Raw genomic sequence first — 14,690 nt, 5'->3', positions numbered from 1 at the left:
CGACCGCGACGACCGCGACGACCGCGACGACCGCGACGACCGCGACGACCGCGACCACCGTGACCACCGTGACCACCGCGACCACCGCGACGACCGCGACCACCGCGACGATCGCGACGAGCGCGATGATCCCGCCGGTCGACGTCGAGCCGACCAGCGGGATCAGATCGAGCACCGCGACGAGGAGTGCCGATGAAACCAGAACTATGCATACATCGCAATCTATGCATATTATGTGGGTATGACTACTGACGGACGAGGCGAGCACGGGCATGGGGGCGCGTTGCTGGGCGAGCGGTCGGAGCTGATCTTCGCGATCACCTCCGGCGTCACCTACGCGGGCGGCATGACGGCGAAGTACCTGGTGTCCGCGCCGGAGTGGGTGGCGATCGCGTTGTTCGCGGCGACCTACTTCTTCGGCGGCTATTTCACCATCCGCACCGCGATCGCCACCGTGCGCCGGGGTCGATTCGAGGTCGACTTCCTGATGCTGGTCGCGGCGGTGGGCGCGGCGATGGTCGGTAAGTGGGCCGAGGGGTCGGTGCTGTTGTTCCTGTTCAGTCTTGGGCATGCGCTCGAGGAGTATGCGATGGGGCGGGCGCAGCGGTCGATCGAGGCGTTGGCCGAGCTGGCGCCGGAGACCGCGTTGGTGCGTGGACCCGACGGTGCGGTGCGCGAGGTGGCGGTCGGCGCGCTCGCGATCGGGGATGTGGTTGTCGTGCTGCCGAATTCCCGGCTTGCCGCGGATGGGATGGTGGTCGACGGTGTGAGTAGCGTCGACGAGTCGTCGGTGACGGGTGAGAGTATTCCGGTGGAGAAGGCGCCGATCGCCGACGCGGCCGCCGCGTTGGCGAGTAGTACAGCCGTGCCTGAATCGCATCGGGTGTTCGCAGGCACGATGAACGGCTCCGGTGCGATGGATGTGCTGGTGACCAGTCGGGCTGCGGACAGCATGCTGGCGCGGGTCATCACGATGGTGCGCGAGGCAGATACCCAGAAGTCGCCCACCCAGCGATTCATCGACCGCTTTCAACTGTTCTATGTGCCGGTCGTGCTCGCTGGAGTGCTCGGCGTTCTTGCGTTCGGCATGTTCGCCGCGTCGGAACCGTTCGCCGACAGCTTCTATCGCGCCATGGTGGTGCTGGTGGCCGCGAGCCCGTGTGCGCTGGCGATCGCCACGCCGAGCGCGGTACTGGCCGGGATCGCGCGGGCCGCGCAGGCCGGGGTTCTCGCCAAGGGCGGTGGACCGCTGGAGACGCTCGGCCGCGTGCGGTCGATGGCATTCGACAAGACCGGCACGCTTACCTGGGGACAGCCGAAGGTCACCGATATCGTCGCGGCCCGGCCGGAACTGCGCGACGAACTGATCGCCACCCTGTTCGCCGTCGAGTCCTACAGTGACCATCCGCTGGCCGGTGCGATCACTCGTGACCTCGCGCAACTGGTGCCCACGGGCGCCGAACGGACTGCGACATCCGTGAACTCGGTGACCGGTCGTGGCGTGACCGCCCTGGTCGACGGTCGCACCACCGAGGTCGGCAACCGCACTATGTTCTACGAACTCGATCCCGAGGGGGTCCCCACCGACATCATCCGGATCGTCGACGAGCTACATGAGCGCGGCCGCACCACGATGATCGTCCGGCACGCGGGCGTCTACCTGGGCGTCGTCGGCGTGATGGACATCCCGCGTGCCGAGGCGGCACCGGTCGTCGCCCGGCTGCGCGCACTGGGCATCGACGACATCGTCCTCATCTCCGGCGACAACCAGCGCGTCGCCGACGCCGTCGCCGCCGATATGGGCCTGAACGCCGCGCACGGCGGCCTGCTGCCCGAGGACAAGGTCACCATGATCGGCAAACTCGGCGGCCGCACCGGCACCGCCATGGTCGGCGACGGCGTCAACGACGCGCCCGCCATGGTCAACGCCTCGGTCGGCATCGCCATGGGCGCAAGCGGTTCCGCCGTCGCCCTGGAAACCGCCGACATCGCGCTCATGGTCGACGACATCGGCCGCCTCCCGTTCGCGGTGGACCTGAGCCGCCGCACCGCCCGCATCATCCGCCAGAACCTGACCTTCTCCCTGCTGATCGTCGCGGCCCTGGTCCCGGCCACCCTGATCGGGCTCCCGATCGGTCCCGCCGTCTTCATCCACGAGGGCTCCACCCTCCTGGTCGTCGCAAACGCCCTGCGTCTGTTGCGATTCCGTCGCGGAGCCGAGCACGAAGGTATCGAGCACGAGCCCCGCCCCGCTATCTGAGCGCGTTGCCCACTGGACCCGGCTTGCGTGGAGTGCGGGTAAGCATTCGATGCCGTTTTGCTTCGGGTGCCCACCGAGCAGGGCGTCGATCCCACCCCGCGACTGACTGGGCTGATGGTCAGACGATCACTGGGAGTTGGTGCTGGCATCGGTCGACTTGGGTTCAAGGGGGCGATGCAACGTCGATGAGAACCGAGTTGTTGTAAAGCTAAGCCTCCCGGAAAGGTGCACCTATCCGTGCAAGTGCCACTTAGGACTCCAAGCGACGAGCTGTTCATTGAGCTGAAGACCGATCCCAGGTTTTCTTGTGAGTAGTGCTGGGCGCGTCGTGTGCCGTACCCGACTTTAGGTGTGCGTCAGGTGCGCGATGTCGCGTTCTGGAGGTGGTCATCTGGCTGTGGTGGCGTTTCGAGAGCTCGATAATCGGCGAATCTCGGGTTCCGGAGTGGTGAAGCTACCGTCGCGCTCCCGCTGTGTCAGCCCCTCACCCAGTTGCGGCCGGAGAGCTTCGCCGTGGTGAACCTGTTGGTGTGGAGCGGGTTTCACAGAGGGTGCATACCCCTCACAGGGTGTCTAGTCGTTGTGAAGGGTATGCACGTTCTGTAGGTCGGCGTGGGCGGGGCCACGGAGGCGACGATCGGCGCCGCCGGTGGCGGGTTTGCTCGGGATCTGCACCCTTCCTCGGGGTCTGCACCCTGTGTCGGGATCTGCGCTCGGAATTGGGCCCGAGAGTCGGTGTGGGTTCCGAGTGAGTGCTCGGATTCTGCCGTCAGCTCGGCGAATTGGCGGCAGCACACCGGTTGTGTGAGGTGCACACCCTCCGCCCGCTGTCAGGATGGTCGTGAGACGCATGGTGTGCGGTGGGGTGCGGGGAGTGCAGCGGATGCAAAGGGGGTAGGTGTTCCGGCGTGGCGGATCGTCACAGGGGCCAGGGTGATTTCGATGGCGACCGCGCCCTTCGTCATATCCGAGCGGGGGCGTCGACTTCAGTTACGTGCGCTACACCGACCGCGAGCGCAGAGCATCGCTGCTGATCGCGGAGTGGCCGTCGATCAGCGCCAGCGGTCGCGGGTCCCAGGCTGTAGCGCCAAATCTGCACTCTGTCTCGGGATCTGCACTCGGAATAGGGCCCTATAGTCAGTGCAGGTCCCGAGAAGGGGTGCAAATTCTGCTCGGTGTCTCTGTTGGACAGCCGGTCAGGAGGAACTGGTACTGGCATCGGTCGAGAGGCCAGCGACCTCAGTTCCCCGTGATCGCTTGTCCAACAGGGTATTTCGATCGCCATAAGCTAGCCGCATGTCTCATTGGGGCACCGCGCAATGCTTTCGGGTGCGGGCGCGCGATCGGTGGATGCTGTCGGGCACGAGCGCGGGTTCGCTCGCGATCTACCGTGATCCCGATTATCGGTGTGGGGAGGAGGCATCCGCCCTCGAGAACTTCGGCGCGGTTCGAGCTGCCGACCGGTGAGTCTCGGGTGCTGGTGCGGAGTCGGCGCGATCGGGCGACAGGGCGGGGTCGGGGCCCCTCGACACGGAATCTCCACATTTGGTGCCGGACCTCTCCACAGGGGGTGGCTAGGGTTCCGGGCATGGAACAGAGCGGAGCGGCTGGGGGACAGCTGGCGCGGCGGATTCTGGTGGTCGATGACGAAGTGACCATTGCGGAGTCGGTGGCGGCGCGGTTGCGGGCCGAAGGGTTCGCCGTGGATCTGGCGCACGACGGTCCGAGCGCGGTGGCCGCGGCGTCGGCGCTCACGCCTGATCTGGTGGTCCTGGACGTGATGTTGCCAGGTTTCGATGGGCTCGAGGTTTGTCGGCGGATCCAAGCTGAACGTTCGGTGCCGGTCCTGATGCTCACCGCGCGCACCGACGAGACCGACCAACTCGTCGGACTCGGCGTAGGCGCCGACGACTACCTGACCAAACCGTTTTCCCTGCGCGTCCTCACCGCCCGCGTGCACGCCCTGCTACGTCGCATGGACCGCGCCGCCGACCGCGACGGCGACACCATCATCGTCGGCGACCTCCGCATCGACGTCGACCAACGCCGCGTCTGGCGCGCCGACGTCGAAGCCCAACTGACCCCCCTCGAATTCGACCTACTCGCCCGCCTCGCCCGCCGCCCTCGCGTCGTCCTCGCCCGCGAACGCCTCCTCGAAGAAGTCTGGGACTGGGCCGACGCCGCAGGCACCCGAGCCGTCGACAGCCACGTCAAAGCACTGCGCCGCAAACTGGGCGCCGACCTGATCCGCACCGTGCATGGTGTCGGCTACGCACTGGAGGCGCGATGAGCGCCGACCGTGCGGTGCCGGATGAGAACGTCGTGCCGGATGAGAGCGTCGTGCCGGATGAGAGCGTCGTGCCGGATGAGAGCGTGGTGTCGGGCGAGAGCGCGGTGTCGGGCGAGAACGTCGTGTCGGATGAGAGCGCGGTGTCGGATGAGAGCGCGGTGTCGGGCGAGAGCGCGGTGTCGGGCGAGAACGTCGTGCTGGGCGAGAACGTCGTGCTGGGCGAGAACGTCGTGCCGGATGAGAGCGCGGTGTCGGGCGACAACGCGGTGTCGGGCGAGAACGCGGTGTCGGGCGAGAGCGTCGTGCTGGGCGAGAATGTCGTGCTGGGCGAGAACGTGGTGTCGGGCGAGAGTGTCGTGCCGGATGAGAGCGTCGTGTCGGATGGGAACGCCGTGCCGGGCGAGGGTGCCGTGTCCGGCGAGCCGGATACGCCTGGCGGTAGGGCCGCACGGAACGGGAGTGCCACCCAGGGCGAGAAGGCCGTGTCGAATGAGAGTGTCGCGCGCGGCGAGTCGGCCGAGCCGCGCGAGAGAATCGTGCCCAGTGGGAGTATCGCGAGGGGCGAGAGAGTTGTCCCGGGCAAGGTGGCCACCTCGAATGAGAGTGTCGCACCTAGCGAACGGGCCGGGAGGGCCGCGGCAGGCGAGCAGGCCCTGGCGAGTGAGAGTGCTGCGCGCGGCGAGTTGACGGAGCCGCGCGAGAGAATCGTGCTCAGTGGGAGTGCCGCGCGGAGTGAGAGCGCTGTTTCGAACAGGGCGGTCACCTCGCGTGCGAGTGCCGCGTCCGGCGAACGGGCCGGCCTGCCTGGCAGGGTCGCCGCCCGAGGCGAGCAGGCGACTAGCAAGAGCGTCGCGAGCAGTGCGACCGCTGCACTGGAAGTAACGGCTGTACAGGACAACGGCGTTGTTGTGGCGTCGGTGTCAGGCTCAACTGGTGATCGCCGGGCTGCAGTTCACGAGCGATCGACCGCAGTTCACGAGCGATCGACCGCCGAGCGTTCGACCGCCGAGCGTTCGACCGCCGAGCGTTCGACCGCCGAGCGTTCGACCGCTGATGGCGTGGTCAACCAGGCTCGTGACAAGGGCCCCACTGGGTTTCCTGCGATCCTCGAGCGGTTGCGGGCGCTGTCGGACAAGGTGGCGGAGATTCTGCCTCGTCCGTTGGATCCGGTGCGGTCGATCAAGGTGAAGCTGGCGATTCTGATGTTGTGTGCCGGGGGGATTGCGTTCGGGTTCTTTCGGATCAAGATCGGGTGGTTGCCGCCGAAGACCACGTTGACTGCGGTGGGGATCGCCTTGGTGACCTCGCAGTTCTTGGCGCACGGGATTACCAGGCCGCTGCGTGAGATGACGGCGGCGGCCAAGCGGATGGCGCACGGGGACTACACGCGGCGGGTGCGGGCGACTTCGCGGGACGAGGTCGGGCAGTTGGCCGAGGCGTTCAATCAGATGGCCGCGGATCTCGCGGCGGCCGACCAGCAGCGGCGTGACCTGATCGCGAATGTGTCGCACGAGCTGCGCACGCCTATCACCGCATTGAACGCGGTGCTGGAGAACCTCGTTGACGGGGTGTCCGAGCCGGATCCGAAGACGTTGCGTACCGCGCTCGCCCAGACCGAGCGGTTGAGCCTGCTCGTCTCCGAACTGCTCGACCTGTCCAGCATCGAGGCGGGTGCCTTCCCGCTCGACCGTGAAAGCCTCGATGTCGCACCGTTGTTGGCCGAAGTGGTCGCCGAGGCGGATGTCGCCGCAGCGGCACTGGGCCGGGGTGTGCGATTCACCACTGACGTACAACCAAGCAACCTAAGCGTTTTCGCCGACCGTGCACGTTTGCATCAAGTGCTGCTCAACCTGCTCGACAACGCGGCACGCCACGGCCCGGCCGGCGGCGAGGTCCGGGTCGCCGTGCGCAGACACACAGGCAAGCTGGTGATCGAGGTGTCCGACGACGGGCCAGGCATCCCACCGGCCGAACGCGCCCGCGTCTTCGACCGATTCACCCGCGGCGGCCGCACCGCAGGCGGCGGCACCGGCCTCGGCCTCGCCATCTCCCGCTGGATCGTCGATCTGCACGGCGGCACCATCGCCGTCGCCGACCCCGGCTCCCGCATCCGCGTGGTGCTACCCGGCCACTGACCCAAGCCATACCCATTCCACCTGGACCGCACGAGGTCCCGGGGCGATCCCGCACACCCTCAGGAGGGGAATCAATGCCCGAAACGCCAACATCTCCGGAACCTGATCGGCTCGAAGTGCCGGTGCCCACCGAACCGGCATCGGGACGCGCCGTCCCCGAGGGGGCGCTGTTGTCGGTCGCACCACGGACTGCCGTTCAACCAGACGACGAGACGTTGCCCAGTTGGGCGTCGATGCAGTCGTATCCCGGCCCGCCATACCAGCCGATGCCGAGGTGGGCTCGCGTCGTCTGCCCACCCGGCGTACTACCCGCGGCCTGCCTCGCCGGATTCACCGGCGCAGCGCTGATCCCGGTGGACCGCCCCGGAATCGGCTGGCTGCTCACCGGATCGGTGGCCGTCGGCGCCCTCTATCTGGTCGACCGCAACGCCCGTAAATCGGCGCAGCACAACAACGAAGTACCGGACGTCATCGATTGGTCTGCGCCCAGCGAGACCACGGCGCCCGATCCGGCGCATGGTGCTTCGCCGACACCACCCGCAGCGACGTCGAATCCCGGAGGGGAGGATTCGACGTCCAGCACAAAGGCAGTCCACGACACCGACTTCCGAGAAAAAGAATCGGCTGTTGCGAATACACAGCACGGCAAGTTCGGAAACGCCCAGGATTCAACCGCAGCGAGCCAGCGAGATGAGGAGAATCCGAAACCCGCGGCCGGTGCAAAGCCTCAGCCGAAAGGTACCGGGGCGAAACCGGATTCCATCTCGGACGGGTCGTCTGCCGGAGGGCTGACCCAGTCAGGAGACCACTCGGCTGCCACGGACGAGGAACCCTCCCGCGACCGGACTGTCGCGGCAGTGGTCCCGGCGGACAGTGTCACTCGGGCCGCGACCGGTGCGAAATCCGAGGCGGGAGCCGTCGACGCCACAGCAACGTCGGCAGAGGTCGGTAGGGCGTCCTCGGCGACAGGGCGGGATCAGTCGCCGGATTCGTTCGCTGAATCTCCTGCTGGCGACGAAACCCTCGAACAGTCGACAGACCGAGGCGTGCTCGGGGCGACGTCCGCGCGGATCTGGTGGGCTGGAATGTTTCTCGCCCTGCTGGCGGTCGGCACCTTCCGTGCGGCGGGTTGGTTGTTCACGCTGTGCGTGTTGGCAGCGTGTGTCGCCGGATCGCTGGCTGTCGTGGGACGACGGTCGACGCACGGCGTGCTCTACGACGTGATCGCTTGGCCGCTCGCCGCTTTGGTTGCGCTGCCGTGGGTGTACACGTCGGCCGAGCGGTTGCGCGGGATCCGGTCGCAGCGCGAGTGGGGAATCGCGCTGTCTGTCGTGGTCACCATCGCGTTGCTCGCGGTGTTCGTTCCGCTGCTCGGTGGCGCGGATGCGACGTTCGCGAACCTGTTGGAGTCGGTGACACCGGAGGTCGACAGCGCCCTGACGGTTCAGTGGATCCTGCTGTTCGTCGTGGTCGGTCTCGCCGCACTCGGCGCGTTGTATGTGCTTGCCGCTCCGCCGTTGCCCGCATCGGAATTCGTTGAGGAAGAGCACGGGCGGACGCTGCGTCGCTTGGAGTGGGCACTGCCGGTCGGCGCGCTCACCGTGCTGTTCGCGGTGTTCGTCGGCGCACAGTTCGTGGCCCTGTTCGGCGGTGACGATTATGTGCAGCGCACGGCCGGACTCACCTACGCCGAATACGCGCGCAGCGGATTCTGGCAACTGTCGGCGGTCACCATCCTGACTCTCGCGGTGATCCTGGTCGTCTTGCGCTGGGCCGCGACGGACTCGGCGGCCGACCGCCTCTGGCTGCGCGTGCTGCTGTGCGCGGTGAGCGTGCTCTCGCTGATCATCGTCGCCTCCGCCCTCGCCCGCATGTGGACCTACCAGCAGGCTTACGGCTTCACCGTGCTCCGGCTACTGGTCGAGGTCTGCGAACTCTGGCTCGGCCTGGTCTACCTGCTGGTGCTCGCATCGGTACTGAGCCTGCGCCGGATGTGGTTGTCCCGCGCGATGATCGGCACCGCCATGACCACCCTGCTCGCACTGGCGATCCTGAACCCGGAACGCTTGGTCGCCGACAAGAACATCGACCGCTGGCAGCACGGCGAGGCGTTCGACGCCGAATACCTGGCAACCCTCTCGACCGACATCCTCCCCGCGACCGACCGGCTCTCCGAACCACTGCGCACGGAAGTCCGCACCCGGATCCGCGACCACCTCGACCCGGACACCTGGCACAGCTGGAACCTGTCCCGCGCGAACGCCGCCAATTGACCAGCGAGTTGTCGTTGCCACGATGGCGGTTTCGGTTGTCGTTCGGCGCAGATGAGCCCGAATGTCGACGCTCTTCGAACTGCCGCTGGGCCGCTCTGCTGGTGCCCACCCGATGGCGTCCATCTGCAGGTCAAAAGGTTTGCGCGACAACAGGCAGCACCGAGCACACCGTCGAGCAAGCACGTCCGTTGCCAGCGAAACCTGCACTCTCTCTCGGGATCTGCACTTGGAATAGTGCCCTAGAGTCGGTGCGTATCCCGAGAGAGAGTGCAGATTCTGAGGCGCTCAGACGTAGGCGTGCGGCCGTGGGTGGCAAGGCCGCTGTGAGGTCTGCGGGCGGATGGCGGTCGCGCGCTCTACGGGTGGCCACCCGATCGCATTCATGTCCAGGTCGAAAGGTTTGCGCGACAACGGCCAGCACCGGGCAAGTGCCCGTTGCGAGTGAAATCTGCACTCTTTCTCGGGATCTGCACTTGGAATAGGGCCCTAGTGTCGGTGCGTATCCCGAGAGAGGGTGCAGATTCTGAAGCGGTCAGGTTTTAGGTGTGCGGCTATGGGTGGCAAGGCCTGTGAGGTTTGCGGGTGGATGGTGGTCGCGCGCTCTGCGGGTGTCCACCTGATCGCATTCATGTTCTGGTCGATAGGTTTGCGCGACAACGGCCAGCACCGGGCAAGTGCCCGTTGCCAGTGAAATCTGCACTCTTTCTCGGGATCTGCACTTGGAATAGGGCCCTAGAGTCGGTGCGTATCCCGAAAGAGAGTGCAGATTCTGACGGGCTGCAGGCTTAGGCGTGCGGCCATGGGTGGCAAGGCCTGTGAGGTCTGCGGGGTGGATGGCGGTCGCGCTCTGCGGGTGGCCACCTGATGGCGTTCATGTCCAGGTCGAAAGGTTTGCGGGACAACGGCCAGCACCGAGCAAGTGCCCGTTGTCAGTGAAATCTGCACTCTTTCTCGGGATCTGCACTCGGAATAGTGCCTTAGAGTCGGTGCGCTTCCCGAGAGAGGGTGCAGATTCTGAAGCGGTCAGGCTTAGGCGTGCGGCTATGGGTGGCAAGGCCGCTGTGAGGTTTGCGGGTGGACGGCGGTCAGCGCGCTCTGCGGTCGCCCGAAACCTTTACGACCTGTCCATCCAGCGGTGAGCGGTCACTGTGGTCGCGGCGACACTGGCGTGGTCGAGTCGGCGGACCGCCCTCATCGCGGTTCGTCGAGCTGTGATGGTTCGTCGAGTCGTGATGGTTCGCCGAGTCGTGATGGTTCGTCGAGTCGTGAAGGTCCGTCGAGTCGTGATGGTTCGTCGAGTCGTGAAGGTCCGTCGAGTCGTGATAGTTCGTCGAGTCGTGAAGGTCCGTCGAGCTGTGAAGGTTCGTCGAGTCGTGAAGGTCCGTCGAGTCGTGACGGTCCACCGAGCCGCGTCCGGTCCCAAACCAGCGGGAACTGGTTGCGCCGGAACACAACCGGGTCCCGCACAACCAAATCCAGCGCGCTCAGTCCAGGCAGAACTCATTTCCCTCGGGATCGGTCATCACTATGTTGCCCGCACCCATCGGCGGCTGCGGGTCGTAACGTTGCACCCGCTTCGCGCCCAGCGCGACGAGCCGATCGCATTCGGCCTCCAATGCCGCCATCCGTTCGGCCCCTTGTAATCCGGGAGCCGCCCGAACGTCGAGGTGGACGCGGTTCTTGGCGACTTTGTCCTCCGGTACCTGCTGGAAGAACAGGCGTGGTCCCTCCCCGTCGGGGTCCTCGATGGCCGACCTGGTGTTGCGCTGTTCCGGCGGCACGCCGATTCGAGCGAGAAATCCGTCCCAGGCGGCCAGTGGGTCGGTGCCTGCGGGGACGTCGACACCGGGCGGGCCGGGGTGGACGTAGCCGAGCACTTCGCGCCAGAAGGTCGACAGTGCTGCCGGGTCGTGGGCGTCGAAGGTGACCTGGATGTGGCGGCTCATCGGGTTGCTCCATTCGTGGCGGTTTGTGTGTGCGGGTAGAGGTCTCGTAGTAGGCAGACCTCGGACAGATGATGGATCAGTTCGCGGTGGATGTGCAGTATCAGGTCGGCCATCGACGCTTCGGGATAGGGCTCTTTCGGGCCGACCGGGATCCGCAGCTCGGCTTCGCTTAGTGTGCGTACCCCGGCCAGCCAGGTGTCGAGCTGGGTTTCGAACTGGTCGAGGGCGGTGGCCGCGCTGCCGGCGTATTCCCACGTGTCGTAGGAAGCCGCAGGCCCGCCGAAGTGTGCCGCGTTGCGTGCGGCGAGCACGCCGACGATGACATGACCCAGTCGCCAAGCGATCGAGGTGAACGGCGCGGGAACCGGCGTCGGAAACGCATAGTCGATGGCGAAATCGCCGCCGCCGATCTGCAGTGGTGCGGTCGAGCTGCCGCGCGGCCGCACACTCCATCCGTCCGGCACCGGTAACCAGAAGTACTCGTCGTCGGTGAGCCCGTCGAGCCGGGCGCGCACCTGGTGGTCCCAATGGAACTCCCACTGCTCGCGCAGCGTCTGGTTCCAATCGAAGTCGTCTGCTTCCATGCGGCTACCCTGACATGCCTAGCGGACAGATCCGGTCCGCTATTTCTGGCAGTGTCGGTGAGGTGGACGTGGCGGGCGGGGACGATCGGGGGACGACCGAGCGGGTGCTCACCCTGCTCGGGTTGCTGCAGCAGCGTCAGGTGTGGACCGGCCCCGATCTTGCCGAGCGGCTCGGTGTCACGCCGCGCACGGTTCGACGTGACGTCGAACGGTTGCGCACGTTGGGTTATCGGGTGCATGCCAGTCAGGGTGTCGGCGGCGGCTACCAGCTCGGGCCCGGACAGGACTTGCCGCCGCTGCTGCTCGACGACGAGGAAGCGATCGTCACCGCGGTCTCGCTGCTGATCGGTGCGGGCGGCGCGGTCGCCGGCGCGGGTGACGCCGCACTCCGCGCGCTGACCAAACTCAACCAGGTGCTGCCCGCCCGATTGCGACACGAAGTCCGCGCACTGTCCGGCTCGGTGGAATCCTTCGACGGCGGTCGCACCCCGGTCGACCCCGATGTCCTGATGACACTGGCCAGGGCCTGCCGTGACGAGGTCGAGACCAGGTTCGGCTACCCGTCCGGAAAAGTGGTGCGCACGCGGCGCGTCGAGCCCTATCGCCTGGTCACCTCGGACCGACGCTGGTATCTGCTCGCCTACGACCTCGATCGCGACGACTGGCGCACCTTCCGCGTCGACCGGATGACCGACGCGGCGGCCCGAACTTGGCACTTCCGCCCACGCCCCGCGCCGGACGCGGCACCGTATGTGCAAGAGGGCGTGGCGAGTCGCGTCTATTCACACCAGGCCCGCTTTCTCATACACGCGCCGGCCGACGTTGTCCGCGCACAGATCCCACCGTCGGCGGCCGTCATCCGACCGCGCGACCACGACCACTGCGAATTGATCAGCGGCGCCGCCAATCTCGACGCCGTCCTCACCCGCGTACTCTTCCTCGGACACACCTTCGAGGTCCTCGACCCACCCGAGCTGGCAACCCGCTGCCACGAGTTAGCACAGCAACTGCGGACAGCCGGTGCGACGATCGCGCCTACGCCGGACGCGGCGGACTCGTGAGAAGCCGACGCCACCGACGACATCGCACACGAACTCCGTCGCGTTGCCCCAAGGCGCGCCGGCGCGGGCGAGTTCGTCTGCGGCAGACATGGGCCGCACTAGCCGAGGTCGACAGGCTCTCGTCGAGCAGTCCTGGCCTGCGGCTGGTTCCGTGGTCTATGCCTGGAGTTGGCCGAACCTAGGGGGACGCGGCCCAGGTGTCGTCCCTGAGTGCGGGTGGGCGCATCGGGCTTACGGCGTGCGCTGCTGAAATACGCGCAGTGGCGGGATGATTCGGACTCGCTACTACGACTTGCGCGGGGGGTTAGTCCAGTTGCGTGGCGAATTCGCCAGCGTCGGTTCTGAGCGCAGGCCGCTGAAATGTGCGCGGCGTCTGGTGCGAGTGGGTGCATCGGGCTTGCTGTGCGTGCCGCTGAGGTATGCGCGGGGAAGGTGCGAGTCCGGGCTCACCGCGGCGACCTGCGCGGGCTCAGGTGAGTAGCTGGTCCAGCTGCGTGGCGAACTCGTCGGCGTCGGTGACGTATCCGATGTGGTTGCCGACGAATTCGACGACCTCACGACCGAGTTCCTCGGCGAGCGCGAGATTGGGGAGGGCGGGGAAGGTTCCCGTCGAATCGTGCCCGATGCCGAGCACGAGCTTGTCCGCCGACTTTCGCAATGCTGGGAGATCGGGTGCGTAGCGAACGTATTGGCGCAGCTCGTTTTCCATCCAGAATTCGAGGTTCTGCTGGATTCGGGCGATCATCGGCGCGCTCTCGGGCGGCGGTTCCTGAGGCTGCTGCCCCGGTCGCCGAAGGCCCATCCCCTCAGCGAACGCACCCATCGCCACCATGCTGCCCTCGGTTCGGCTGGTGCGGTAGATGTTGTCGAAGAACTCCAGCCAGGTTGCCGAATCGGGCAGCAGGGTCGCCATCGGTGGCTCATGCGCGACGACCATGCGCACCGAATCGGGGTATCTGCTGAGCAATTCGAGCGCCACGATCGCACCCGAACTGCTGCCGAATACATAGGCGGGCTGGTCGCCGAGGTGGGTGAGCAAGGCCGCGGCATCGGCTCCATCGTTGACCACCCGATCCTCCGGTGGTCCGGCGAGCGGGCTGCGGGCGAAACCGCGCCGATCGTAGGCGACGACGGTGTATCGGTCGGCGAGACGTTCCGCAAGCGCATCGAACACGGCTGCGTCACCATTGCCGCCGGTGATCAACAGCAGCAGCGGTCCGCCACCGCGGATCTCGTAATAGAGGCTGGCGCCGGGAACAGCGAGGGTGTGCTGAGTCGGGACATCCATGGGAAACACTCCTGGAAGAAAGGAAAGCTGCCGCAACGCCTCTCGGATTACCGGCAGCACGGGAATCGGCGGGTCGGCATCCACCCACCGATCGATGGCGACCTGCAACGCCGCCGCGACAGCGCCCGCCATGATCTGCGGGAACATGTCGGCACCGAGGTCGTGGCCGGTGCGTCCGGCGATGGCTTCGGCGAGCGCCGCCTCCATCACCGCCTGCGCTTTGCGATATTCACCTTGCAGCGCAGGGGCGTTGGTGATCAGCCGCACGCCCGTTGTCCAGGTGGGATCGGGTGTTTCGGCGTCACGGAACTCATCGAGTGCAGCGTGAATGACCGCGGGCCACAGCGCTTCGGTCTCCGGCCGCTCCCGCAGGTTGTCCGCGATCCGGCGAGCCCGATCGACCGCCACCGAGCAGACCGCCTCGTACTTGCTGGCGAAGTAGTTGTTGAACGTCCGCGGCGAAACCCCGGCCGCGGCGGCGATGTCCTCGACCAGTACCTCGTCCACGCCACGCTCGACCGCCAACCGCAATGCCGCGAATCCCAGTGCTTCTCGGGTCGCCAGCTTCTTGCGCTCACGCAGTCCGAGTACGAATGCCACGAGCTCCACGGTAGTGAAACTTGCGTGGCACGCAAGATTGCGTGATCGGAAAGTTTGAGCGACAACGTGATCGGAGGAGTTGGCATCCGAACTCCGCCGAGATGGACGGGATTCGCGCTCTGCGAGCAACTACTGCGCGAACATCATCGTGTCCAGCGGGGTTTACGTGTACCGAGCAGACGGATCTGTCCGATCGAAAGTGGTTTGCACTGGGTGCGATTCAGCACAGTTGGCAATCGCTGGACTGTGTGAG

Annotated in this window: 8 protein-coding genes; 5 read left to right on the top strand and 3 right to left on the bottom strand. The window is 66.4% G+C overall.

Annotated elements, in window-relative coordinates:
• Window positions 1-241: 241 nt before the first annotated feature.
• The 4 genes from ACFWF1_RS42905 (at window position 242) to ACFWF1_RS42890 (ending at window position 8,958) form a co-directional block, all read left to right on the top strand.
• A complete protein-coding gene (locus ACFWF1_RS42905) occupies window positions 242-2,260 on the top strand; it encodes a heavy metal translocating P-type ATPase (protein WP_379291266.1) in 2,019 nt (672 codons plus the stop codon).
• A 1,588-nt stretch (window positions 2,261-3,848) separates the two neighbouring features.
• Window positions 3,849-4,550, top strand: a complete 702-nt coding sequence (locus tag ACFWF1_RS42900) for a response regulator (RefSeq protein WP_379291268.1) — start codon at window positions 3,849-3,851, stop codon at window positions 4,548-4,550.
• 1,202 nt (window positions 4,551-5,752) lie between these two features.
• Complete coding sequence (locus tag ACFWF1_RS42895) at window positions 5,753-6,685, top strand: ATP-binding protein (protein WP_379291385.1); 933 nt, start codon at window positions 5,753-5,755, stop codon at window positions 6,683-6,685.
• Between the two features lie 74 nt (window positions 6,686-6,759).
• Window positions 6,760-8,958 carry a DUF4153 domain-containing protein gene (locus tag ACFWF1_RS42890; protein WP_379291269.1) on the top strand — a complete coding sequence of 733 codons (2,199 nt, stop codon included), beginning with the start codon at window positions 6,760-6,762 and terminating at the stop codon, window positions 8,956-8,958.
• Between the two features lie 1,484 nt (window positions 8,959-10,442).
• Here the strand turns inward: ACFWF1_RS42890 and ACFWF1_RS42885 are convergent.
• Entirely contained in the window at window positions 10,443-10,904 is a 462-nt protein-coding gene (locus ACFWF1_RS42885; RefSeq protein ID WP_379291270.1) for a VOC family protein, read from the bottom strand.
• Window positions 10,901-11,488, bottom strand: coding sequence for a DinB family protein (locus ACFWF1_RS42880; protein WP_379291272.1), 588 nt, complete (start codon window positions 11,486-11,488; stop codon window positions 10,901-10,903). The genes ACFWF1_RS42885 and ACFWF1_RS42880 overlap by 4 nt, the downstream gene beginning before the upstream one ends.
• A 14-nt stretch (window positions 11,489-11,502) precedes the next feature.
• On the opposite strand from ACFWF1_RS42880, the gene ACFWF1_RS42875 reads away from it, so the two are divergent.
• Entirely contained in the window at window positions 11,503-12,549 is a 1,047-nt protein-coding gene (locus ACFWF1_RS42875) for a helix-turn-helix transcriptional regulator (protein WP_379322281.1), read from the top strand.
• A gap of 469 nt (window positions 12,550-13,018) precedes the next feature.
• Here ACFWF1_RS42875 and ACFWF1_RS42870 read toward each other — a convergent pair whose 3' ends face one another.
• The gene (locus ACFWF1_RS42870) at window positions 13,019-14,437 is read right to left on the bottom strand and encodes an alpha/beta fold hydrolase (protein WP_379291276.1); all 1,419 of its coding nucleotides are present in this window, start codon (window positions 14,435-14,437) and stop codon (window positions 13,019-13,021) included.
• Between the last annotated feature and the right edge of the window lie 253 nt (window positions 14,438-14,690).

The organism is Nocardia sp. NPDC060255 (genome assembly GCF_042727395.1).
Taxonomy (GTDB): Bacteria; Actinomycetota; Actinomycetes; order Mycobacteriales; family Mycobacteriaceae; genus Nocardia.
This window is presented reverse-complemented; position numbering and strand designations above follow the sequence as displayed.

Excerpts from the sequence above, each read along its gene's own strand:
- ACFWF1_RS42890 (WP_379291269.1), top strand. The coding sequence starts at position 6,760 with ATGCCCGAAACGCCAACATCTCCGGAACCTGATCGGCTCGAAGTGCCG.
- ACFWF1_RS42885 (WP_379291270.1), bottom strand. The coding sequence starts at position 10,904 with ATGAGCCGCCACATCCAGGTCACCTTCGACGCCCACGACCCGGCAGCA.
- ACFWF1_RS42905 (WP_379291266.1), top strand. The coding sequence starts at position 242 with ATGACTACTGACGGACGAGGCGAGCACGGGCATGGGGGCGCGTTGCTG.
- ACFWF1_RS42895 (WP_379291385.1), top strand. The coding sequence starts at position 5,753 with ATGTTGTGTGCCGGGGGGATTGCGTTCGGGTTCTTTCGGATCAAGATC.
- ACFWF1_RS42875 (WP_379322281.1), top strand. The coding sequence starts at position 11,503 with ATGCCTAGCGGACAGATCCGGTCCGCTATTTCTGGCAGTGTCGGTGAG.
- ACFWF1_RS42880 (WP_379291272.1), bottom strand. The coding sequence starts at position 11,488 with ATGGAAGCAGACGACTTCGATTGGAACCAGACGCTGCGCGAGCAGTGG.
- ACFWF1_RS42900 (WP_379291268.1), top strand. The coding sequence starts at position 3,849 with ATGGAACAGAGCGGAGCGGCTGGGGGACAGCTGGCGCGGCGGATTCTG.